Annotated in this window: 21 protein-coding genes and 1 pseudogene; 8 read left to right on the top strand and 14 right to left on the bottom strand. The window is 33.7% G+C overall.

Translation table 11 applies throughout. The features are described from left to right. Both FG384_RS05700 and FG384_RS05705 read left to right on the top strand, forming a co-directional pair. Nucleotides 1-86 (top strand): IS3 family transposase (locus tag FG384_RS05700; RefSeq protein ID WP_142641792.1); only part of this gene is annotated, 86 nt, incomplete at its 5' end. 303 nt (nucleotides 87-389) lie between these two features. Beyond that, entirely contained in the window at nucleotides 390-1,556 is a 1,167-nt protein-coding gene (locus FG384_RS05705) for an MFS transporter (protein WP_142641632.1), read from the top strand. A gap of 159 nt (nucleotides 1,557-1,715) precedes the next feature. On the opposite strand, the gene FG384_RS05710 is transcribed toward FG384_RS05705, so the two are convergent. After that, entirely contained in the window at nucleotides 1,716-3,080 is a 1,365-nt protein-coding gene (locus FG384_RS05710) for an amino acid permease (RefSeq protein ID WP_142641633.1), read from the bottom strand. A 380-nt stretch (nucleotides 3,081-3,460) separates the two neighbouring features. Continuing rightward, a pseudogene (locus FG384_RS05715) lies at nucleotides 3,461-4,332 on the bottom strand (pentapeptide repeat-containing protein). Between the two features lie 125 nt (nucleotides 4,333-4,457). Between FG384_RS05715 and FG384_RS05720 the strand changes: the two are divergent. Together FG384_RS05720 and FG384_RS05725 are read left to right on the top strand one after the other, a co-directional pair. Continuing rightward, a complete protein-coding gene (locus FG384_RS05720; RefSeq protein WP_240793357.1) occupies nucleotides 4,458-6,155 on the top strand; it encodes a ribonuclease J in 1,698 nt (565 codons plus the stop codon). Nucleotides 6,156-6,173: 18 nt separating this feature from the next. Next, on the top strand, nucleotides 6,174-6,425 hold the full coding sequence (locus tag FG384_RS05725; RefSeq protein ID WP_142641635.1) for a (4Fe-4S)-binding protein: 252 nt from the start codon (nucleotides 6,174-6,176) through the stop codon (nucleotides 6,423-6,425). Nucleotides 6,426-6,574: 149 nt separating this feature from the next. Here the strand turns inward: FG384_RS05725 and FG384_RS05730 are convergent, their stop codons facing one another. Next, entirely contained in the window at nucleotides 6,575-7,444 is an 870-nt protein-coding gene (locus FG384_RS05730) for a DMT family transporter (RefSeq protein ID WP_142641636.1), read from the bottom strand. A gap of 335 nt (nucleotides 7,445-7,779) precedes the next feature. Here FG384_RS05730 and FG384_RS05735 point away from each other — a divergent pair, with 335 nt between their 5' ends. Further along, nucleotides 7,780-8,601, top strand: a complete 822-nt coding sequence (locus tag FG384_RS05735; protein ID WP_142641637.1) for a GNAT family N-acetyltransferase — start codon at nucleotides 7,780-7,782, stop codon at nucleotides 8,599-8,601. 64 nt (nucleotides 8,602-8,665) lie between these two features. On the opposite strand, the gene FG384_RS05740 is transcribed toward FG384_RS05735, so the two are convergent. Both FG384_RS05740 and FG384_RS05745 read right to left on the bottom strand, forming a co-directional pair. Beyond that, on the bottom strand, nucleotides 8,666-9,577 hold the full coding sequence (locus tag FG384_RS05740; protein ID WP_142641638.1) for a phosphotransferase: 912 nt from the start codon (nucleotides 9,575-9,577) through the stop codon (nucleotides 8,666-8,668). Between the two features lie 45 nt (nucleotides 9,578-9,622). Further along, a complete protein-coding gene (locus FG384_RS05745; protein ID WP_142641639.1) occupies nucleotides 9,623-10,396 on the bottom strand; it encodes a Cof-type HAD-IIB family hydrolase in 774 nt (257 codons plus the stop codon). Between the two features lie 252 nt (nucleotides 10,397-10,648). Between FG384_RS05745 and FG384_RS05750 the strand changes: the two genes are divergently transcribed. Together FG384_RS05750 and FG384_RS05755 are read left to right on the top strand one after the other, a co-directional pair. Then, on the top strand, nucleotides 10,649-11,392 hold the full coding sequence (locus FG384_RS05750; protein ID WP_166462385.1) for a MerR family transcriptional regulator: 744 nt from the start codon (nucleotides 10,649-10,651) through the stop codon (nucleotides 11,390-11,392). 10 nt (nucleotides 11,393-11,402) lie between these two features. Further along, nucleotides 11,403-12,056, top strand: a complete 654-nt coding sequence (locus FG384_RS05755; protein WP_142641641.1) for a VC0807 family protein — start codon at nucleotides 11,403-11,405, stop codon at nucleotides 12,054-12,056. Between the two features lie 53 nt (nucleotides 12,057-12,109). Here the strand turns inward: FG384_RS05755 and FG384_RS05760 are convergent, their stop codons facing one another. The 8 genes from FG384_RS05760 to FG384_RS05795 all read right to left on the bottom strand — a co-directional run bounded on the left by FG384_RS05760 (nucleotide 12,110) and on the right by FG384_RS05795 (nucleotide 21,270). Beyond that, on the bottom strand, nucleotides 12,110-12,367 hold the full coding sequence (locus tag FG384_RS05760) for a phage holin (RefSeq protein WP_142641642.1): 258 nt from the start codon (nucleotides 12,365-12,367) through the stop codon (nucleotides 12,110-12,112). A 75-nt stretch (nucleotides 12,368-12,442) separates the two neighbouring features. Further along, nucleotides 12,443-12,997 carry a GNAT family N-acetyltransferase gene (locus tag FG384_RS05765; protein WP_142641643.1) on the bottom strand — a complete coding sequence of 185 codons (555 nt, stop codon included), beginning with the start codon at nucleotides 12,995-12,997 and terminating at the stop codon, nucleotides 12,443-12,445. 240 nt (nucleotides 12,998-13,237) lie between these two features. Beyond that, nucleotides 13,238-14,194, bottom strand: a complete 957-nt coding sequence (locus FG384_RS05770; RefSeq protein WP_142641644.1) for a tyrosine-type recombinase/integrase — start codon at nucleotides 14,192-14,194, stop codon at nucleotides 13,238-13,240. Between the two features lie 657 nt (nucleotides 14,195-14,851). Next, nucleotides 14,852-16,462, bottom strand: a complete 1,611-nt coding sequence (locus tag FG384_RS05775) for an amidohydrolase (protein WP_142641645.1) — start codon at nucleotides 16,460-16,462, stop codon at nucleotides 14,852-14,854. A gap of 32 nt (nucleotides 16,463-16,494) precedes the next feature. Then, complete coding sequence (brnQ, locus tag FG384_RS05780; protein WP_142641646.1) at nucleotides 16,495-17,814, bottom strand: branched-chain amino acid transport system II carrier protein; 1,320 nt, start codon at nucleotides 17,812-17,814, stop codon at nucleotides 16,495-16,497. A 178-nt stretch (nucleotides 17,815-17,992) separates the two neighbouring features. After that, entirely contained in the window at nucleotides 17,993-19,357 is a 1,365-nt protein-coding gene (locus FG384_RS05785; RefSeq protein ID WP_142641647.1) for a sigma-54 interaction domain-containing protein, read from the bottom strand. A 33-nt stretch (nucleotides 19,358-19,390) separates the two neighbouring features. Beyond that, nucleotides 19,391-20,308 (bottom strand): aminoglycoside phosphotransferase family protein, encoded by a 918-nt coding sequence (locus tag FG384_RS05790; protein WP_142641648.1) that lies wholly within the window; start codon nucleotides 20,306-20,308, stop codon nucleotides 19,391-19,393. 155 nt (nucleotides 20,309-20,463) lie between these two features. After that, nucleotides 20,464-21,270, bottom strand: a complete 807-nt coding sequence (locus tag FG384_RS05795) for a YitT family protein (protein WP_142641649.1) — start codon at nucleotides 21,268-21,270, stop codon at nucleotides 20,464-20,466. A gap of 266 nt (nucleotides 21,271-21,536) precedes the next feature. Here FG384_RS05795 and FG384_RS05800 point away from each other — a divergent pair, with 266 nt between their 5' ends. Continuing rightward, the gene (locus FG384_RS05800; RefSeq protein ID WP_142641650.1) at nucleotides 21,537-21,914 is read left to right on the top strand and encodes a hypothetical protein; all 378 of its coding nucleotides are present in this window, start codon (nucleotides 21,537-21,539) and stop codon (nucleotides 21,912-21,914) included. A gap of 106 nt (nucleotides 21,915-22,020) precedes the next feature. Here FG384_RS05800 and FG384_RS05805 read toward each other — a convergent pair whose 3' ends face one another. Then, the gene (locus FG384_RS05805; RefSeq protein ID WP_166462386.1) at nucleotides 22,021-22,821 is read right to left on the bottom strand and encodes a DUF4097 family beta strand repeat-containing protein; all 801 of its coding nucleotides are present in this window, start codon (nucleotides 22,819-22,821) and stop codon (nucleotides 22,021-22,023) included. Nucleotides 22,822-22,854: the final 33 nt, after the last annotated feature.

The raw sequence follows: 22,854 nt of genomic DNA on the forward strand, positions 1-22,854 counted from the left end.
AATACATTACTTATTATAACAATATCCGTATTCAAACGAAACTAAACAGCCAATCGCCGGTTCAATACCGTCAATTGGCTGCATAATATGGTGTTTTATTCCTGTCTCAAAAAGGGTAGTCACTGCCGAAGGATATCAGGGTTTTGTCAATAAATGAAAAAATGGTTGATTATTATCACGAAATAGGGTATATTTATTAACTATTATTAATTAGGTAGTTTCTATTATAAATAAACAACTAGGCAATCTGAGTGAGATGCCTTTTTATATTGATAAATTTATAATTAAAGAGGGTGAATCAATTGATTAAAGACATAAGGCAGTTGAAAAACGTTTCAGTGTTCCAGGCGCTTCTAAGTTAAAAAAATTTAGAAGCGAGGAATCTTAATATGGACAATCAAAAAATCTTTAGTAAATCATTTCTTTTTATATTTATCAGCAACTTTTTAGTTTTTATTGGGTTTGAAATGTTACTGCCTATTTTGCCAACTTATTTGTTAAGTCTTAATGCTTCTACCATTCAGGTAGGTTTAGTGACAACGTTATTTACTATAGGCGCTGTACTAATCAGACCATTGGTAGGATACTATTTAATAGATAATCAACGGAAAAGTCTAGCAATTGTGGCCAGTGCAGTTTTAATGATTACTACAATCATCTATCCTTTGCTCAATATCGTATGGATGTTTCTATTGATACGATTTTTTCACGGCATTGCCTGGGGTGTATCAACAACAACCAATAGTACAATAGCAGTCGATATAATTCCTAAGACAAAGTTAGGAGAAGGAATGGGTTATTTCTCTATTTCAACAACTGTGGGGGCAATCATAGCACCGAGTTTAGGTATTTTTCTATATAACTCTTTTTCCTTTGACATTTTAATTTGGTCATCTGTAATACTTAGTCTATTGGCAGTCATAGCACTACAATTCGTACAATCACCTTCTCCTGTACAGAGAGAGAAACAACCATTTCGATTTTTTAACATGATTTTTGAGAAAGACGCATGGTTTCCAGCATTACTGGCGGTCATCACAACACTTGGTTTTGGAGCGATTATTACTTTCTTAGTTCTTTTCGGAAAAGAACAGGGATTAGAACACATTTTTTTATTCTTTCTTATCAATGCAACGGTAGCTACTTTATTACGCCCGTTTACAGGAAAATGGTATGACAAAAAAGGACCTTGGTCTATTATCATTGTGTCAGCAATGTTGGGATTCTTATCACTTGTTATACTTTCTTATGCTACAAATGATCTCCATCTCATTATTGCAGCTATATTATTTGGGGTAGGTTATGGAACAGTTATGCCATGTTTACAAACATGGGCAGTTCAAAGTGTAAGTGAAGAAAAAAGTGGAGCAGCCAACGCAACCTTTTATTCCAGTTTTGACGTTGGTATTGGGGTTAGCGCATTTGTACTAGGTATTTTAGCTGAATGGATTAGTTTAGAGATGATCTTTCGAGTTGTTAGTATAAGTTTTATTGTTGTTGCTGTTTTAGTCTATAAAGATTATTTAAATGAAAAGAAAAGATATAAACAAATATAAATCGGACAAATCCACTTCTTTATTAATAGAAGTGGATTTGTTTGCAAAATGCTTCTCCATGAAATATGAAAACTCCCTATCCCAGTAAGGATAATTGGGAGTTTTCATATTTTATAACGACTTTTCTATTTATCCAAATTGGTACTAATTGTGGTTGTTTTATCTAGGATTCAATTGCTTAACCTTTGTTTTTCGCATCGAATAAATCACAACGAGCAGAACAAACCATACAGGCGTTACAAATAAAGCAATACGAGTGTCTTCGGCAAGTGCTAACACGACAAGAACGAAAGCTAAAAATGCAAGGATTAAGTAATTTGAAAATGGATAGAGTGGTAGTTTAAATTTGTTTACCTTCGCTAGATACGGTCTTGTTTTACGGTATTTTAAATGGCTAATAACCGTAATTCCCCAAATAAATATAAAACATACTGTAGAAACACTTGTAATAAGTGTAAATACACCTTCTGGCATTACATAATTCAACACAACCGCAACAAGAATGACAATAGTTGAGAAGAACAATGCATTAGAAGGTACTTTGTTGGAAGTTAATTTTGTAAATGGAACTGGTGCGTTCTCATCTTTTGCAAGCGTATAAACCATTCTGCTAGTACTAAAAATGGCACTGTTACATGCTGAAGCTGCGGATGTCAGAACAACGAAGTTGACAATCCCTGCTGCTGCAGCAATTCCAACTGCAACGAATACTTGAACAAATGGGCTTGCTAATGGATTGATTGCACTCCAAGGATAAATGCTCATAATGACAACAAGTGCACCGATATAGAATATTAAAATTCGGATTGGAATGTTATTTATAGCTTTCGGAATAACTTTTTCAGGATTTTCCGTTTCTCCTGCAGTCAGACCGACAAGTTCAATACCGACAAACGCAAAAACAACCATTTGGAATGATAGAATAAAGCCATGCATACCATTAGGAAACATTCCACCGTGACTCCATAAATTAGAGAAGCTCGATGCCCCAGCATCAGTGGAAAAGCCTTTAATTATCATGAAAATACCGATTACAATTAATGCTAATATTGCGATAACTTTGATTAAGGCAAACCAGAATTCCATTTCACCAAAGAGTTTAACAGTTGCAAGATTCATAATGAGCAATATGACTAGTGCGATTAAGCCTGGCATCCACTGTGGTACTTCAGGTAACCAATATTGTGTATAGAGACCAACTGCCGTTAAGTCTGCCATTGCGATTGATATCCAGCAAAACCAGTACGTCCAGCCAGTAATAAATGCAGCCATATTTCCTAAATAGTCTTGGACAAAGTCTACGAACGAATGATAATTCAAATTACTTAGCAGAAGTTCACCAAGTGCGCGCATAATTAAAAAGCAAACGATACCTGTTATCAAATATGCGAATAGAATGGATGGTCCAGCAAGATGAATAGATTTACCTGCTCCAAGAAATAATCCAGTTCCTATTGCCCCACCAATTGCTATTAACTGCACATGTCTGTTTTTAAGACCTCTAGATAATTGTTGTTCTTGCATACAATCTTCCTCTCTGCTCTTCTAAGATGCTCAATGAATAAATTATGAGATGACAATTGCGAATTAAGATGAATAACTAGTATCCAAATAAAAGTCTAGCATATAATTCACAAATTCGACAATGGTCAAAATCTTACAATTTAGAAAATGGTAAATACTCAATATGGTATAACATTTCTTTCTTTCCTGCATTTAAATATATATAACCGGATTGTCTAAAAACAAAAAAGTAGAGTGCGGGAACTTCAATCATTCCCACACTCTACTCTATTTTTTCATTATTAGAAAATCGTTCAAAAAGTTGATACTCCTAACCCACCCAGGGAAAAGGAGCCGTTTAAACGATTTTCTTACTTATTCGACGGTCTCATTTAAGTTGTTTAGTTAGTTGACCAATGTGCAGGGTGAGAAAGTAAGTGCGGCAATTTTGTCCTTATGTCCCCTCTTGCCGAGTTAACCTGAATTTGTGTAAGAAAGATACTCCCGGTGAAATCTGCTCCTCTAATATCAGCATCTCGTAAATCAGCACCTATAAAGTCAGCATCTCTCAAGTCGGCATTTTGGAGATTAGTAGCAATAAGATATGCACCTCTTAAGTTTACCCCTCTTAGATTAGCTCCTCTTAAATTTACACCGATAAGATCTGCTCCTCGGCGGTCAAGTTTCAACTTTTTACTGGAATTCGTATTCTTATGTAGTGCTTCCTTCCGTACTAGTTCACTTGTTTGTACTAACAATGAATTAATAGAAGCTCGGTGAGAATGAATGTCTAGTCGCAGGATTTCATCAGGACTAAGTTCAGTCAGATGAGCAGTTTCGTCTAATGCCAATTTAAGCTCTCGGTGAATAGGAATACACGCTTTTAACTCAAGTGCTTCAGCCAAATACGATTGCATCTCATGAAGTTGCTGCATAATTGGGAACACATCGAACATTTTTTTGCTGTTTCTGGGTTATCTCGCCAATCGACGCCATTAAAAGTATATTGAGAAACCTTTTGACCTGCTCCAAAGCAATCAAAAACAGTACAACCTTTGAAACCATTCTGACTGAGGTTTTTATGAATGCCACATCGAAAGTCTGATTGAAGATTCTTACATGGCTTTCCGCTATCTTTATTGATTGTAAAATCAGAGGAAGCTACAAAGGTTAATGCTACACAACATAAGCCAAAACAATTTTCACAATCAGCGCGCAATATACTTTGACGTAAATTGCTTTTTGGATTAGGGTAGTCGATATTCTCTAACAATACGTGCACCCCCTCTTTCAAAATCAGTATTTTATATTAATAACATGATTTTTTCCATATTTTTTTGAAAAAATTTTACTTCCAATATCCCTTATAAAACCAATAAATAAGGCAATACTTTGTATATGATATTGAAGTGGAGGAAACACAATTTGAATACATCAGATCATACACTATCCATTTTCGCTCTTGGCGGTGTAAATGAAATCGGCAAGAATATGTACGTTATACAATCCTCAGATGATATTGTTGTAATCGACTGCGGAGCAAAGTTTCCTGATGAGAGTCTTTTAGGAATTGATTTAATTATTCAAGATATTTCTTTCTTAAAAGAAAACAAGGACAAAATTCGAGCATTGATTGTTACCCATGGGCACGAGGACCATATTGGAGGTATTCCCTATCTCTTAAAACAATTGAATATGCCAGTCTATGCCACCAATCTAACACTTGGTCTAATCGAATTAAAATTGAAAGAACACGGCCTACTTAGACAAACAAAGCTGTTATTAATTGATGAGGAGTCTATAGTACGGCTAGGTACAATTAGGACAACTTTTTTTAGAACGAGTCATAGTATTCCTGATTGTTTAGGAATAGCATTTCATACACCACAAGGTACGATTGTACACACTGGCGATTTTAAATTTGATTTTACGCCTGTTGACAATCAATCTCCAGACATTCATAAAATGGCGGAACTTGGTCAACAAGGTGTACTACTACTTTTATCAGAAAGTACGAACGCAGAAAGACCTGGTTCTACCCCATCCGAACGACTTGTAGGAGATCATATTGTGGATGCATTTCGTGATGCGCCTAGGAAAGTATTTATTTCAACATTTGCTTCTAACGTTCATCGTGTACAGCAAGTTGTGAATGCAGCTATAAAGACAAATAGAAAACTTGCTTTAGTTGGTCGTAGTATGGTTAATGTAGTATCTGTAGCGATAGAGCGTGGTTACTTAGAAGTACCAGAAGGCATGTTAATAGAATCTAGAGAAGTAAGTGCGATGGATCCAGAAAAAGTAGCAATTCTATGTACTGGAAGTCAGGGAGAGCCGATGGCCGCATTATCACGTCTATCGAGTTCAAATTTTCGTGATATTGAAGTTCTCCCCGAAGATACAGTTATCCTAGCTGCAAGTCCAATTCCTGGGAACGAGCGGAGTGTTTCACGCATAATCGATAATTTATTTCTGTTAGGTGCTAGGGTGATATACGGATCTGGTACTGTTACGGGAATGCATGTTTCTGGACATGCTTGCCAGGAAGAGTTAAAACTTATGCTTACTCTAATGAAACCTAAATACTTTATCCCTATTCACGGAGAATATAGAATGCTCCATCAACATCGAATATTAGCCGAATCAGTCGGGGTAAAATCAAATAACATTTTCATTGTAAATAATGGTGATGTTGTAGATATTGTCGATGGAAAAGCTGTTCAAACACGCAGTGTCGATTCAGGGAATATTTTTGTAGACGGCTTCGGTATAGGTGATGTTGGAAATATAATATTACGAGATCGGAAACTCCTTTCAGAGGATGGTATGCTTGTCATTGTGACGACAATTAGTAAATCGCAAGGTAAGATTATTTCTGGACCAGATACTATTTCACGTGGATTTATTTATGGTCCGGAATCAGAAGAACTAATAAAAGAAGTAAATGAGTCAGTTCGAGCAACCATTAACAAAACGAGGGATTTCAATAGAAACCAGCGAGAGTTAAAACAAAATATTAAAAAATCTATTGAAAAACTATTATACAGTCGAACAAAAAGAAGACCGATGATACTACCAATCATTATCGACATTTAAAAGCACTGGAGATTAAATATGCATGAGGAAAATGAAAAGGATCTTATCAAAGCTGGATACAAAAAATATAAAAGCGAAGAGATAGATGTTTTTTTTCACGCAGGAAAATGTACGCATGCAGCTAACTGTATTAAATATTTACCTTCAACGTTTAACATGAATCGAAAACCATGGGTCGAACCAAGCGCATCACTGCATGAAGATGTAAAAAGAGTCATTGCAACATGTCCAAGTAATGCGTTACATTTTATAGAACATAAAAGCTTTTAATCAAAATACTCAATCACGAAATGCCGTTTAATCTGAAGTGTTCCTTCTTCTCTAACGGCATTTTTATATTTAGTACACTCTTCCGACTATCGGAGCAGCATATTTAAAAAGCTGATCGGTAAATACACCAATCAGCTTTTTCTTATTGCTTACTCTTCTCGAATGACTAATAATACACCCATAAAAATTAGTATTGTACCAATCCAAAAAGACAAGCCAATTTGTTCTCCTAGTAATAACCATCCTAAAAATGTACCGACTATAGGTTGGAAAAAGAAAAATAATCCTCCACTTGAAGCATTCAGCATTTGCAGTCCACGGTTCCACAGTAAAAAACCGCATGCTGTGGAAATAACTCCTAAGTATACAAGACCACCCCAAATGGATGGATTCATCATGGAAACAAAATCTAATTCAGGAAGACGACTAAATGTAAATGGCGTAAGTACCAAAATTGCCACCAGAATAGCATAGCTTGTTATAACAATTTGTGAATAATGCCCAGGTACTCTTTTAATAATAACTGACATAAGTGCCCAAGTTAGTGCTGCGGTAAGCAGTGATATGCCACCAAGTTGTGATGAATCTATATGGGCGCTTCCAACAATAACACATACACCAGTTGTTGCAAAAATAATAGAAATAGCTTTTTTAATTGTAATTCTTTCTTTTAAAATGATACGCGCAAATATTACCATAAATGCAGGAGTTGTTGAAGTAATAATGGCCCCCATTTGGGCTGTAGATAGCATAGTACCTACTTCTTGGGTTACGATTGAAATTGTATTTCCAACTAGCCCTATTACAAAGATTAATAACCAGTCTTGTTTCTCGATCCGCCAAGATTGTTTTGTTACAATACCAATAATTAGTAATGTAAAAAATGCAATTACATAACGAATCCATACTAATTCTAACGGCGGAACAACGTCAACTACAACTTTTACAACAACATACATCCCTCCCCAAATACTAGCAGCAATTGATAAATATAATGAACCTAATAAAGTGTTTTTCATTTAGTACCCTCCGTTTTCTCTAGACAGTTCCTGTCCCTAACGGAGATGTAGTTTACTCTACCGTTAAGGGAGAATCACTACAGGTACATCATTTTCAAATAGAGGTGACCACATCATCAGTTTCAACTCCCTTTTAAAACTTTTATTCTATCATACAATATTCTAGTTCAGCATACAAAATGATTCATGTGAGACAGCACAAAATTCTTACTACGTGTTTTTTGTTATCATTCAGATCCCTCATAAATTCTCTGAAAATTATTGTTTTTTTTATTCACTCGTGTAAAATAAAACCATAAATTGTATAATACAAGTCCAAATAAAGGGAGAAATTCATGCTAACATCAAAACAATTGCAAGATATTGAAAAGCTTCAAAAGGAATGTGAAGCACACGATCATATTCAATTAAAATTAAACTGGGAAATGCTTCGGAATAGAGATTCAGATCAACTTGACTTCTTTCATTATGTTAATGATGAACTAGTAGCTTTTTTAGGTTTATACGCTTTTGGTTCTACGGTAGAAGTATGCGGTATGGTGAAACCAAGTGAGCGACGAAAACAGTATTTTTCTCAATTATTTCAACAAGGGATGGCTCTAGCAAAACAAAATGGTTTCAAAAGAATCTTGTTAAATGCACCAGCAAGTTCTGATGAAGCTAAAGCGTTTTTAGCTAAACAAGGAGCTCAGTACGAATTTTCCGAACATCAAATGACGTGGAAAGAAAAGTCTCTCGAAGAGGTCCAAGTGATTACTCTAAGAAATGCAAAATCAGCAGATTTAGAAATGCGTGTCCGTTTGTCTGTAGAAGCATTTGGTCTTCCTAAAGAAGATGCATTATCAATGGAAAGTAGAATAGACGGAGACTCTGACAATAATATGATGATGATCGATGTAAATGAAGAGACGGTTGGGAAGATCCGAGTGAAGCGAGAAAATGGCGAAGCATGGATTTATGGTTTCTCCATCTTGCCGATTCATCAAGGAAAAGGAATTGGACGTAAAGTTTTGCAAAAAGTAGTTAAACAACAGTCTGAGTCGGGTTACTCGGTACATCTTGAAGTAGAAACCAAAAATGCACATGCCCTCCGACTTTATGAATCAATCGGATTCCAAGTAGTACATGCTCAAGATTATTATAATTGGCAAGAATAAGTAGACTTACATGTAAAAATCCCGATTTACCTTTATAGATAAGTCGGGATGGATTATTAGTGAACTATAAATACTTGCGTATTTCTTGAGTTAGAAAATGGACACGTTTAACATAGTAATCTCTTTTTTCGGAATCATTTATGAAAAAGGTGAACAATATAGATAACATTAAAGCAGTATCAAGTCTATATATTGATTGTATAACTGCATCAGTATTTTTGATAATGTCTACTTCTTTATATCCTTTTAAAAATTCACCCTCATTCAACTCTTCAGATTCAGAAATTCTCATTAACTCCATTATTGGATTTCCAATAATGGCATTATCCCAATCTATAATCGCTTTAATTTTTCCATTTTCCCCTATTAAATTTGGCTGCCTTACATCAAGGTGTAGCAAACTATTTTTTGTTTGTGAAGTATCCAAAATTGTTTCAAATTCTTCTTGACTAGGTACAACAATATTAATATTCATTAGTTTACTTAGTGATTTAACTCGTTCTGCTATTCTGTGAGAAACAATGTTACTCAAAGTCCGTTCATTTTGATCGACAATGGATAGACCATCCAACGGAACTGTATGTATTTTAGATGTAAGCTCTCCAATGTCGTAGGAAGAAATCTCTTGATTATCCCCCGATACAAAATCAGATACTAGAAAGTTTATTTCATTACTTAAATACAACTTATGTATTTTTGGTACTGGTATTTGATATTTGTGACAATGCTCTGAAATAGTTGCTTCTTTTTTTAAGGAGATAATTCCACTTGAATCTTTATCCATCATATTTTCTTCTGATCTCCAAGGTGTCCTCACTGCAAGTTTCCCTAAATTTTTCTCGTTTATTAGAAAGACAGCGTTTACTACTCCGTTGTCTATAAAGCTTATCTCTTCAATTTGCCAGTCAAGTCTTTTATTTAGAACATTAAGTATACTCATACTTAACTTTTCTATTGTATTATTTGTTAAAATCATATCCGTAGTTCCTTTTTTATATTATGTCTTCTGTATTCTTATTCCTTAAATGATCCCAAACTTTTTTAGTGCAAAGTCAATTCCGTCTTCACTTGATTTTTTAGTTACGAAATCTGCAGCTCTTTTTAATCTTTCATTTCCATTCCCCATCGCTATACCAAGTCCCACTAATTCCAACATGTCTATATCATTTTCACCATCCCCAAACGCAATTGCTTCTGATTTATCCAAGTCAAAATGCTGTAAAACTTTAATAATAGCTAAAGATTTAGATACTTCTTCCTGTAATACATTCAATACAAAAGGATGCCATCTTTGAAATATTAGATGAGGAAATTTTTGAATATATTTCTCAACAATTTCGTCAGACGCATATAAACACATTAAATATACTTCTTGCGTATAAATCAGTTGATCTACTGTAGGATAGTCCTCTAATGACAAAGTTTCCTTCAATGATTTTAATATCTCATCATTCTTTACACCGTTCATGCTAAAATTCTCCGTGAAGAATGACAAACCATGATTTTCTGTATACGCAAATTCAAATACTTCTTGGATAATGCTTCTATCCAAAGCTACTTTATGAATAACCTCGTTATTGTGCTTTACATATCCTCCATTCGCAGTGATGAAAGTATCTATTCCTAGTTCTCTTATTTCTTTGCACATAGATAAAGGTCTTCCAGTTGCAGCTACTACCCTAATGCCATTGTTTTTTAATACTTTTATTGCTTCTTTCGTATTTTTTGAAATACTACCATCTTCGTGATTCGTAATAGTTCCATCAACATCAAAAAACACAATTTTGTAATCCATAAAAATCCCCTTTAGTAAAAATCATTTGATAACGATTATAGGAAAGTATGTATATACAACTATACAAATATTACCATATAATAAAACTATAAACTTGAATACAAATTCACGCAACATTTCAAAAAAGTATTTTCCGAATCCGCAAATAATCCTCTGTTTAAAAAAATATCTGATATTTTAAAAATTTCACTTGATTCTAACGTAGCGTTAGCTTTTATAATGAATTTAATGTATTGGAAATGAGGGATTATTTTGTATTCAATAGGTAGTCTGGCCAAATTAAGTACTACTACAGTAAGAACTCTTCGTTATTATGATGAAATAGGCTTGTTAAAACCGACTAACATTAGTGATGGTGGACATCGCTATTACGAAGAAAAAGAAGTGACAAAGCTCCTTTATATAAAGATGCTAAAGGAAATTGGCTTTCCACTAACCTCTATTCATTACATGTTAGCGTATCAGAATTTAGATCATAAAGAAGCGCTTATGATGCAATTAGCATTGTTAGAAAAAGAGAAAAAGGAGATTGAAAAACGCGCTCATTCTATTCGATATATACTCCAGTTAAGTGAATTGGAGGAAATAACTAATTGGAAAGATATTTTAAAAGAAACTAGCCTTCACTCTACACCTACCAAACTTGATGTATATGAGGACTTATGGAGACAACACTTTTCGAAAGACGAAATTACTCAGTTAAGAAAATTGCCTAGAATTGGTGATGATGGTGAACAGATGCAAAAATATATTGCACTAATCAATGATGTTCGCAGAAGTGTTGACTTAGATGTTAAAAGTCCTAAAGCACAAGAGTTAGCACGTAGATGGGTTACGTTGCTAGAAGAGGCCTTCAATGGAGATTTTCAAATGGCGCAAAAAGTATGGTCAACCCAAAAAGAGTCAAATGGAACAATTGGTATGTATCAACTAGAAGAAGTAATTGTAAACTTTATCGAAAAAGCAATTGACCATTTTATTAAAGTGAACTATTAAGGAGAATTGTATGAAATCAAAATTTATTATTCTTGAACTCATCTTTTATATGGCGGCTCCCTACCTCATTTGGACATACGGTAGAGAATATTTAGGTGATTATTATGCTATGCTACTTTCTACCTTACCTGCAATCATATATACTCTGTACCGTTTTTTTATAGATAAACAGTTTAATATAGTTGGACTATTTATTATTTCTTCCATGGCACTTAGTACAATTGTTGACTTACTTTCTGGTTCTGCTTTACAAATGCTATGGAATTCTGTTTGGTTGGGCTATGCCTTCACTTTTGTTCATATAGTATCAATGCTTATAAAGAAACCTTTTGCATTATATTTTGCCGTGGATATTTCTTATTTTCAAGGATATCCAAGAGAAAATAGTAAAAAGCTATTTTATTTAAATGGAAATGTAAAGTATTTTCAATTGGTAAATGCAATTATGGTTATTAGGGGACTTGTGATGAACAGTATTCAAGCTTGCCTAATTTTAAATTATGGAGTAGATGCGTTCATGCATTTAATTTTCATCCGAAAAGCTCTCAGTATAGTTTTTGGAGGACTCATATTTATAGCATTTGGATTTGCCATGAAAAAGTGTAGTGAATCTATAAACAATCAGAATATTGATTGGCCAGTACCTATACACGCAACCAAATAGACAAAAAATAGGAAGTAAAACGATTTCACTCGTTTTGCTTCCTAGTTCATTGCTTATCTTAAGCCTTTGTCTTTCAGATACTGTGTATTGCGCCTTGCTTTGTAACGCACATCGTTATTTTTCCACCATGCCCAAACCGATGCAATAAAAGCAAATCCAAACGTAACTGCAAATTCCAACTCTTCGTTATTAATCGGCAATGGACTATAGCCTTTCATAACTAGAAATTGGTTTAACCATGCAACTAATAGTACGACCGTCCGAACAATCATCATTTTCTCAAATGGTGCTGGATGTTGCTTATTCGTCATATGAGGTCCTCCTAAGAGTAATTGATTACAATTAATCATATGATAGGATCTCTTTCAACATTCATATGGCTACTATTATTTTAGTTTGCTGTTTTCCCATTCGCTTCTTAGCATACCGTATACAACGTGATCGACGAAATGATCGTACAACCATTCAGATTGTCTTACACAACCTTCTTCCGTGAATCCTAGTCTCTCTGGTACTGCTCTACTTTTCTTATTTTCTACTGCTGCACGAATCTCGACTCTATTTAATTGCAAGTCTTTCAGAGCATAATCAACTAAAGCTTTGACTGATTTCGTCATCAGCCCTAATCCAACATAATCATTTCCAAGCCAGTAACCAATGCTTGTCGATTTATTGTTCCAATCAATTTTATGAAAACCAATGACTCCAGCAAGATTTCCTTCGTACCAAATACCTGCTTGAAATCCATTATTTTCGCTATATTGTTTCATCGTTGATTGTATAAAATTTTGAGTATCTGAAACAGTTTTCGTGAAATCAATAAATGGTAACCATTCTCTTAGCGTTTCTTTTGATCCAATCATCAAATCGAACAAACGTTCCGAGTCCCGTAAATCGAGCATTTTTAACATTGTTTTATCATCCATATGATATGTAAACATACAAATTCCCCCTTTTTATTATTATACTGAAATTTCATTTAATTTCCAGACCATTCCATAAAATAGTCGGATACATGATTTAAATTTCTATATTGGTTTATCCTATATTTGGACAGAAAAGATTTTATACCATCATAAAATTAATTATCCGGTCTTAATTTTTAGTATTCGGTAATAAATTTTTCTATCTGGTCAGAAACTCTTAAAATCCTTACAACTAGTTTACATAACATTATTATGTTAACCTGAATGATTAAATGGGTTTCTTTCAATTACTTGTTGTATTTCTTTATCTTCTACATGTGTATATATTTGTGTTGTGGAAACACTTGAGTGCCCTAAGATATGCTGTAAACTTCTAATGTCTGCTCCATTTTTGTACATAATCGTTGCAGATGTATGTCTTAGTTTATGAGGGGTTAGTTTATCTTTCTTCAAACCAGAAGCTTCATTAATTTGTTTAACAATCTTTGCAACCGTTTGTCGAGTCAATCTCGTGCCCTTTTGCGATAGGAATAGTGATTCATTCGTACTCGCACCTTTTATATACTGGCGTTCCTTTTGCATGTAAACCTTTAGTGATTGGATACACACATTGTTTAAGAAAACCGCTCTTTCTTTATCGCCCTTCCCTACTACATACAACACCTTCTCCTGTATCGAAGTCAGATTTAAGCTACATAGCTCTGACACACGAAGTCCTAAGTTTAAAAAGAACATTATCATGCAATAGTTACGGTAATAATGATTATTTTTCTTAATCCCATCAATAAAGGTTTCTGCTTCTACTTGATTCATATAAATTGGCTTTTTCTTCCCGATTTTTGGTGTCTCCAATTCATCAGCAGGATTATACTCTAGTAGTCTTCTCTTCCCTTTTAAATACTTAAAGAACGACTTGATTGTTGCTGCTTTTCTTGCACGTGAAGCTGCACTATTATGTCGCTGCACCTCACAATACTCCAAAAATAAATATATGTCTTCTAGCGAAATATCTTTTATAAAGTCGATATTCATTTCTTTTATACTAATTTCATTCATTTGGGCAAGATCGATGTCTTCCTCTATAGATTTTAGGAATCTTAAAAACAGGATTAGATCATATTCATATTCTTTACGTGTTCGTAATGACTTCCCTTTAATTGTAGTTAAATAAACTAGAAAATCCTTTAATATTTTTGGTATTTCTCTATTCATTTTTTACACCTCTTATTCTCCTAGTTTATCACAAAATAAGGTTCCCAAATATGAATTTGGGAACCTTATTTTTTATTCACTGTTTTTATGCAAAATATCAATTTTATTAACTATTTTATGGATATTTATGGGTTGCTTCAAATTGCTCCTGAGACGCTTTTAACTTTTGTTTTGTGTGTGATTATACGTTAGAAGCTTCTAAAATCGAAATGGACAAATGAAGTAAAAAAGCTAAGAGTCTATTAAACTCTTAGCATAAAGTGTAGACAAATACTTATCATTTGAAAAAATGAGTAGTCTACAATCTTTTATTTTTATATTAGACAGAACATGTTTTCCGAAGCTTACTGTTCGCTTTCCGCGGGCGAGCGCCGAGCCGCTTCGTCGCTACGCTCCTTCAGGTCTCGTCTGTCTCGCTGTCCCGCTGGAGTACTGAATACTCCTAGTATTGATTCCTTCATCTAAATTTAAATGGTAACACATGGAAAGGTACACAAACTGCACAAACAGTGCCTTAAGCGGACATAATTTTCAGCACAAACCTTCATCTCAAGGATAAATTTAAAAATCAAAAGGTTTCGAAAGTGTTGATCACTCCCGAAACCTTTTGTCTTACCTCTGAGCTAAAAGTTTATTAATCTCTTAGCAATTTATAACTTATTTCATAATATAGTTTTTTTTATAAACTGAATTTCCTTTTACGTATGTCTCATCTACATTAATTTGATCAATTTCTTCTGGTGAAATTTCTAAAATATCATTGTTGAGTATGATAAAATCTGCTTGATACCCCGATTTTAACTGTCCGATATGCGGAATACGAGTGATTTGTTGAGCGCAACGAGTATATAATTCAATAGCTGTTTCTACATCAACCTTTTCAGATTCTCCAGTGTTTGTTCCTTTATAAGCAACTCTTGTTACCGCTGATTTAATACCAACAAAAGGATTTACAGGGTCTGCCCATGCAGTTGCCGGTGCGTCAGAAGAAAAAGCTACAGGGATTCCAGCTTCTAGCATCTTGTTAACAGGATAGGTTGTTTTTGTACGTTCTGCACCTAAATTATTTATATAGCTCTCAATTTCAGCATATAGAAATATTGGTTGTGGTACAAAAGCAATGCTCATTGTTGATGCACGCTCTAAAGCTTGTGTTGTAGGCATAGCTACATGTTCAATTCGAATAGAAGGCCCATCTTGAACCCAACCTTCTACACCATAGAATGTATTAACAATTAGATCGATCGCTTGTTCTCCCATAGCATGAACAACTAATTGAACTTTATGTTTTTTTGCATATGCAGCAGCTTCCAATAATTCTTCTTCAGAAGTAGTAGAAATACCGTAATTATTCTCATCACCCAAAAAAGCTGGATTTACCCAAGCCGTTTTACCTGAAACACTGCCATCTGCGAATAATTTAACTCCACCTATATGGATAGGGTTTTTACGATTAGTATTTTCATCATTTAATACAGGATTTACTCGTAAATCTTCCCACATATAATAGAGCACAACATTTTGTGAAAGACCCTTTTCTCTAGCTAAATTATACATGTCTAGGTAATCCATTGGTTTATGACTAGCCATTAAATCTGTAATTGCTGTAATTCCATGCGCATATAAAGATTCGGTTAGCTCAGCAAGACGGCTTGCATTTTCATCCATTGAAAGCTGTGGCATCTTATTCAAAACTAGTAAGCGAGCGCTTTCTCTTAAAATACCAGTTGGTTCTCCGTTTTCATCTCTATCTATTTGCCCTCCTGCTGGATCAGGAGTTTCTTTCGTAATACCTGCAAAAGCAAGCGCTTTACTATTTACCGAAACAATATGTCCACATGTACGAGTAATTACTATCGGATTTGTAAGAGAAACTTCATCTAAATCGTGACGATTTGGAGTTCTACCTTCCTTAAGCTTTCCTTCGTCATAGCCCCATCCTTCTATCCATTCGATTTCACTAACATCAACAGCTTTTTTAGAAAGTTCTTCAATCATATCTTTTATGGAATAAACAACTGGAGGAGTACATGCAATTTGTTTGGTTGCATTTGCTAACATTAAAGGATGCATATGAGCATCAATTATACCAGGAAGTACTCGACGATTATTTAAATCTATGACTTCCCCATTGAAGTCATGAATTTCATCCGCTTGTCCTATCCACTCCACAATGCCATTATCAATAATCATTGCATCAGCATATTTTTGGTCTCTATTAGATGTGAAAATCTTACCGTTCTTAAACATTTTTTTTGTCGTATTCATGATGTAAAACTCCTTTGTATTTCAAAATTAAATTATTCCACTTCTACAGGTTTAATAGAATTAGTAGATTCTTTTTGTAGTTTAAATTTATAAATTATCGTACCTACAATAAATCCGACAATAGCAGGCACTAGCCAACTAAACCCGTCAGAACTTAATGGCAACATAACAATTAACTGAGACATCACAGGAACCTTTACACCTAAAGATCCAATTGTTTCAAAGAGACTAACGATAAATGTTAACAAAATTGCTCCTTGATAAGATCCTGCATTTGGAACGAAATTACGGAAAGTTCCAAGTAGAACTAATACAATTGCTACTGGATATAACGCTGTAAAGATTGGCATCGCATAAGTAACAATAGCACCAACTCCAGCAGAACCAATTACAATTCCTACGATACAGACAACAGCTACCCATATACGATAGCTTAATTTATTTTTCGTTAAGTCATTTAAGAAATCAGCGATTACAACAATTACTCCTATTGCAGAAGTTAAACATGCTAATCCAATCGCAACCGCTAGTGATATTGCACCGAAATTTCCAAGTGATATTTCAATTACGTTTGATACCAAGGTAGTGTCTTCGATACCAGTAGGGAATTTCCCACTACCTGAAGCACCAAGAAATAATAATCCACCATACACAACTAATAATCCTAAACCAGCAATAAGAGTTCCTGTTATAGCCATCTTTCGAGCTTGTTTTCCTTTATATCCAAAGCCTGCAATTGCAGCTATAAAAATTGGTGCGCAAAATATTCCAGTTACAACATCTCCAGTTTGATAAGCGCTTATAAAAGCATTAGAAAATGAATTTTTAATGTCTGTTACAACTGGTATTCCAATTGGATCAAAAATACCTTTTCCAACGATTATGAGAAGAATAATTACTAACACCGGTGTAAGAACTTTGCCTATTTTATCTATAACATTTGATTTATCCATAGCGAAGTAAAAACAAATGGAAAAAAACACAATTATCGTAACAATAGCTGGTACCTTCGGAAAAAGCTGGTGAACCCCTAACTCATGTGTCGTTGCAGACATACGTGGGATAGTTACGAACATCCCGATACCAACCATTAATAATAAGTTAAATACTTTATAAAACCACGGGCTAATCGGCCTTGTTAAATCCTCAAATTTACCACCTGCATTTAAGATTGCAATGACAGCTAAAAGCGGCAATACAATACCTGTAATACAAAATCCTATCAACGCTAACACCCATTCAGAACCTGAAACGTTTCCGATGGAAGGTGGAAATATTAAATTCCCAGCTCCAAAAAATATTGCAAATAATGCAAAGCCTACTATTAAGCTATGTTGAACTGATTTTTTCATTTCGTTCCCTTCTTCCCCTTGATTTCCCCATTGAAAACCCTTACAAATTATTGGATTTTTATAAAATGTTATAGCTGGCATCCAATGTTTTAATTTTCTAATAGTTACTTTTTATCTTAATGACTAAATAGAAATAAAAAAAGGAGGTAAATTTTTCACCCCCTTCGTAAAAATATTTTTACCTCAACTCATATTTTTCCATTTTGTATTTCAATAACTGTTTTGAAATTCCTAATCTTCTCGCAGTTTCCGCCAGTTTTCCGCCAGTTTTTCCAAGTTCCATAACTATTAAGCTTTTTTCAAAATCTTCTACTTTATCCTTTAGATTGATTGTGCTATCTATTTTTCCGATTTTCTCTTGTGCACTAGAGTAATTTCTTATTTTCGATGGTATATCGTGTAATGTAATTTGATTAGAATCTGCATTATTATAAGCAGTTTCAATTGCATTCTTCAGTTCTCTAACATTCCCTTGCCAATGATATTGCTCAAAAGCAAACAATACTGTATCATCCAATTTCTCCATTTTCATTTGCATATGACGATTGTAAAAATCTATAAAGTAACGGGAGAGAATGGAAATATCTTCTTTTCGCTCTGATAATCGAGGTAAATCAATTTGAAAAACACTAAGACGATAATATAAGTCTTCCCTTAATATTTTCTCATGAACCAATTTATCTGGACTCTCGTTAGTAGCAGCTATTACTCGAATATTTAAATGAATATCTTGTTTTCCACCTATTCTACGAATGAGTTTTTCTTCAATTACTTTTAATAGTTTAACTTGGAGCTTAATGTCTAGAGCATTTACTTCGTCTAAAAAGATTGTACCTCCATTTGCTTGCTCTAATATACCAAGAATATCGGGTGTGGCAGATAGATTATCCTTCTCTGTTCCGAATAGAGTATGTTCTACAAAATTAGAAGGAATCTCACCACAATTAATAGAGATAAATGGCTGGGTATAGCGATTACTGAGATTATGAATGGATTGAGCAACAATTTCTTTTCCTGTACCTGTTTCACCATTTATTAATATGGTTGAATCTGTATTTGATACTTTATGAATTTTATTTTTTATATCCTCCATCACACTACTTTTCGAAACTAAATTTTCTATTGTATAAATGGTATTATTTTTCCGATATATTTTATGACTAGCAAATTGATCAAGTATTTGCATGTCTTCTTTTTGATAGTAATGCTTTGAAAATTCTATTGCTCCAATTATGGAAGTACCATTTATTATTGGAAAAGTGGAACTTCTCGAGACATATGTAAAGCCATTATTGGATGTTAATTCCTGATCTGTATTCCATAATGGTTTACCGGTCGCTAAAACGTTCATTAATGTACTTGCTTCCTTTGGTAAATTTTTATAGAAGGATGTCACATTTTTCTTTAGAAACTCTTCAGGTTTAAGTCCTATTTGCTTTAAAATATGAAGATCAGCTACATCATAAAAAATTGTATTACCATTCGCATCGACTATTAACACATTGTCATAATCAGATAAATGACTAAGTTCTTTGAAACTCATTTATTTGTCCGTCCTTTCCATTCGGTGAAGGGATCATGCAAACTGTTTTTTAGGATCTCTCAATTCTTCAAACCAAAGAGCGCATTGGTATGTTTTTTTCCAATCTGAGTCATTATCTTCAATTCCCCAACAAGCATATAAAATAGACATCGTAAATCCAGACTTAAGAAGTCGATCCTTATCTAAATTCATTTCTTCACACAACCCAATGACTCTCTGTTCAATTAGTTGTTTAGGATTTGTTTTATGAAACAACTGATTCGTTAAAAATGAAATGAAATCAAAATATGGGTCTCCGATGACACCTTTCGGATCAATTGCAATCCATCCGTATTTATCTGAAAATAAGATATTTTCATGATGTAAATCCCCGTGCAAAAGTTCGCTTCCAATGGAAGTATTACATATTTCATTAAAATAAGTTTGAGCAAGTTGAATGTTATATGTTGAAATTGGCCCTTCATTATTTGTGTAAACTTCTAGATATCTGTCCAATGCCCTCATCCAATGTTTGATAGATGGATGATCTGCATTTTTTTCTACTTGTCTCCTTAGTTGAGTCCATACCTTTGCGAAATGTTTTATTGCAAGCATTTCTTCGACTTCTACAAGCATAGTACCAGGCAGTAAATGTTCTAATAACATTGCTCCGCATTCAGGTTCGCTTTTAATTACTTGAACACAACCCTTCCCATTATACGTATGGAGTGTTCGAATTTCATTGTCAAAGTCGTAGTTTGGAACACCAAGCTTTAGAATTGCTCGATTATCATTCTCATAATTCACTTTTAATACATAATTATACGATAGGTTATCAACTGGACCTTCCGATTGAAGATCCCATTTATCTAAATACTTTTGGACAGTGATATCCAATTCATTTAGCCACTCTCTTCCAATAGTTCCAAAAGCACCTGTCACTTTATTTTCAAACACAATTGGGTATTTCATCTATTGAACACACCTCTCAACTTTATTTGCTAATCTATTCAATTTCAATATTCTTGTTTTATTATCGTATTTATTTTGAAATTGTTTCTTAAAAAGAAATAAAATAGTGAAAAGCAGATACTCATGATTAATGAAATATCAGCTTTTGGGATTGGTTAATTTCTCGCAAAATTTCCGTCTACTTCTACGGTTTCAAAAATATTGATAAATGCTTTTTCATCGTGGTTACGAACAATTTGTTTAATTTGCATCGTTTCATAACGTGTTACGACCATCATTAAAATTTGCTTCTTTTCTTGCGTGAATCCTCCATACCCTTCGGTAATTGTTACACCTCGATAGATGGAATTCACTAAATCTTTTCGAATTAGGTCACCTTTTGTAGTAACAATTTGCATCGTCAATTTCTCGTGATTTGTGTATAAAGTATCCACCATTTTCCCAGACAAATAAATTGAGAGTAATGTATATAAAGCAATTTCCCAATTGAATACAGCACCTGAAATAAGGACAATTACTCCATTCATTCCTGTTAGAAGTAAACCAACACTCATATTACTTGTTCTGGAAATGATAATTGCTATGATATCTAGACCACCCGATGTTCCAGAGTATTTCAAAATAATTCCGACTCCAAGTCCACCAATAATCCCCCCAAAAATAGTTGAAAGTAAAATGTTATCGGTAATGGATTGTGCCGGTATTATATACAAAAAAGCTGAAAGTGAAATAACGCAAATCATGGTACTAATAGTTATCTTTTTCCCAAGCTTAAAGTATCCCAAAACAAGCAAAGGTAAATTGAGCACTAGGTTTAATAGACCTATATCAAAAGGTGTTATTAGACCTATAAGGATGGCAATTCCACTAATTCCACTACTTAATATTCCATGAGGAACTAGAAAGCAATTAAAACCAAATGCAATAATAAGTGAACCTACAATGACGATTAAGTTTTTCAAAATAATTACTCCTTTAACGATTTCATAAAAAAACTCGCCTATCCATTCAGACGAGTTTCATCAGCATTTACTACTAGTTTTCCTATATATCTTCACTTTACAGAATAGATAGATTAGAAACAATTTATCAGAATGGGATATGCAAGTCAATAATTGAAAAATTCTTGACTACTTCCACATAAAATTGTCCACCCCAAAGTTAGTAAAATTCGTTGTATGAAGTTCACGAACAAGTACATCATATGTAAAAAGGAGTTGTGAAAATTTTGCATAAAAAATTCATTATGATTGTTCTAATGATTTTCATTTCTTTAAATATATCCTGGACTGCATTTGCAAAAGATAGACCAGAGGATGAGTTTTATTCTTCGTTATCTCAAAATGAAATTAAGTACAAAGAATATAAAAATGCTACCATGAACATTAGGAAAAAACTGAATGGAAGTGAATTGGAGAAATTAGATAAAGGTTTAGGAAAGTTTGCTTTTCGTTCTTTTGTAGATTATCCTCCGGTAGATGTATATTTTTACGCTTCGATCTATGAGGATAATCATATGATTGTAAAAAAATACGCTATTTATGATTTATACGGAAAATTTTTAAATGGAGGATATGTGGAGAATTTAATGGTTGGGACCAATTAATAGGGGTAGATGAACTGGCAGATGAAAATCCAACTGATTGATTCGTTTACTTTAATTTTCACACATAAAAAACCGATTGATTTGTAAATCAATCGGAAAAAATGTGTTATTGTTTTTTTACAGTTATTTTTCCATTGTCTGTTTCTAATTTTATTAAGTTTTCACCATTTCCAAAGATCGTTTGTTTATTGGATGTACCGAAAACTTCAATTTTCCCATTATCCACCTGTGCATCAATTGTAGCATTAGTAGGCTCTTTATCGGTTTGGATTTGGATTAAGCCGTTATCTGTTTTTAGATTTATCGAACGATCTAAGTTATTAGAAGTTAAGATAATACGTCCATTATCTGTTTTCGCATGGATAGCACCTTCTACTTCTTCCATACGTATTTGCCCATTATCCGTTTTAACTTGAACATTGTCAGCAACTATATTATTCATATCGATCAATCCGTTATCTGTTTCTAAGCTTATTTCGTTCGCATGGATACTTTCTGTTTTTATTTTACCATTATCAATTTCAGTTTTAAGTGATTGATACTCTTTTTCTGGTACGTATACTATTAATTGAATATTACGAGAAGTAAATCCAAATTGGATAAAATTCCATCTTTTTTCTTTTAGCTCTACGTAAAGTGTGTCCCCATTTACATCAGCATTAAATATATAGTTAGATTTTTTCTTGATTTTACCCGAAAATTCTACTTTTGTTTTACCATCTTTTGCTGGTAAAACTTTAACTGATGCGTTCTCTGATAGCACTTCAATGTTCGAATAATTATTATCCTCTACCAGTATTTCATCAGCCTTATCAACAAATGTATCTTTAATGTTTAAAATAATACTAATAGCTGCTCCAGCCAATAACACAAACAAACACCCAATTGCAATTTTTTTAATACTCATCTTTTCATCCTCCATAAAATGTACTTATTATTT

Source organism: Psychrobacillus vulpis (assembly GCF_006861825.1).
GTDB classification, from domain to species: domain Bacteria; phylum Bacillota; class Bacilli; order Bacillales_A; family Planococcaceae; genus Psychrobacillus; species Psychrobacillus vulpis.

Coding starts and splice junctions, on each gene's coding strand:
- FG384_RS05705 (WP_142641632.1), top strand. CDS start 390: ATGGACAATCAAAAAATCTTTAGTAAATCATTTCTTTTTATATTTATC.
- FG384_RS05755 (WP_142641641.1), top strand. CDS start 11,403: ATGAAATCAAAATTTATTATTCTTGAACTCATCTTTTATATGGCGGCT.
- brnQ (WP_142641646.1), bottom strand. CDS start 17,814: ATGAAAAAATCAGTTCAACATAGCTTAATAGTAGGCTTTGCATTATTT.
- FG384_RS05720 (WP_240793357.1), top strand. CDS start 4,458: ATGATATTGAAGTGGAGGAAACACAATTTGAATACATCAGATCATACA.
- FG384_RS05740 (WP_142641638.1), bottom strand. CDS start 9,577: ATGATTTTAACAAATAATACAATAGAAAAGTTAAGTATGAGTATACTT.
- FG384_RS05745 (WP_142641639.1), bottom strand. CDS start 10,396: ATGGATTACAAAATTGTGTTTTTTGATGTTGATGGAACTATTACGAAT.
- FG384_RS05725 (WP_142641635.1), top strand. CDS start 6,174: ATGCATGAGGAAAATGAAAAGGATCTTATCAAAGCTGGATACAAAAAA.
- FG384_RS05785 (WP_142641647.1), bottom strand. CDS start 19,357: ATGAGTTTCAAAGAACTTAGTCATTTATCTGATTATGACAATGTGTTA.
- FG384_RS05790 (WP_142641648.1), bottom strand. CDS start 20,308: ATGAAATACCCAATTGTGTTTGAAAATAAAGTGACAGGTGCTTTTGGA.
- FG384_RS05775 (WP_142641645.1), bottom strand. CDS start 16,462: ATGAATACGACAAAAAAAATGTTTAAGAACGGTAAGATTTTCACATCT.
- FG384_RS05770 (WP_142641644.1), bottom strand. CDS start 14,194: ATGAATAGAGAAATACCAAAAATATTAAAGGATTTTCTAGTTTATTTA.
- FG384_RS05765 (WP_142641643.1), bottom strand. CDS start 12,997: ATGTTTACATATCATATGGATGATAAAACAATGTTAAAAATGCTCGAT.
- FG384_RS05735 (WP_142641637.1), top strand. CDS start 7,780: ATGCTAACATCAAAACAATTGCAAGATATTGAAAAGCTTCAAAAGGAA.
- FG384_RS05760 (WP_142641642.1), bottom strand. CDS start 12,367: ATGACGAATAAGCAACATCCAGCACCATTTGAGAAAATGATGATTGTT.
- FG384_RS05730 (WP_142641636.1), bottom strand. CDS start 7,444: ATGAAAAACACTTTATTAGGTTCATTATATTTATCAATTGCTGCTAGT.
- FG384_RS05805 (WP_166462386.1), bottom strand. CDS start 22,821: ATGAGTATTAAAAAAATTGCAATTGGGTGTTTGTTTGTGTTATTGGCT.
- FG384_RS05710 (WP_142641633.1), bottom strand. CDS start 3,080: ATGCAAGAACAACAATTATCTAGAGGTCTTAAAAACAGACATGTGCAG.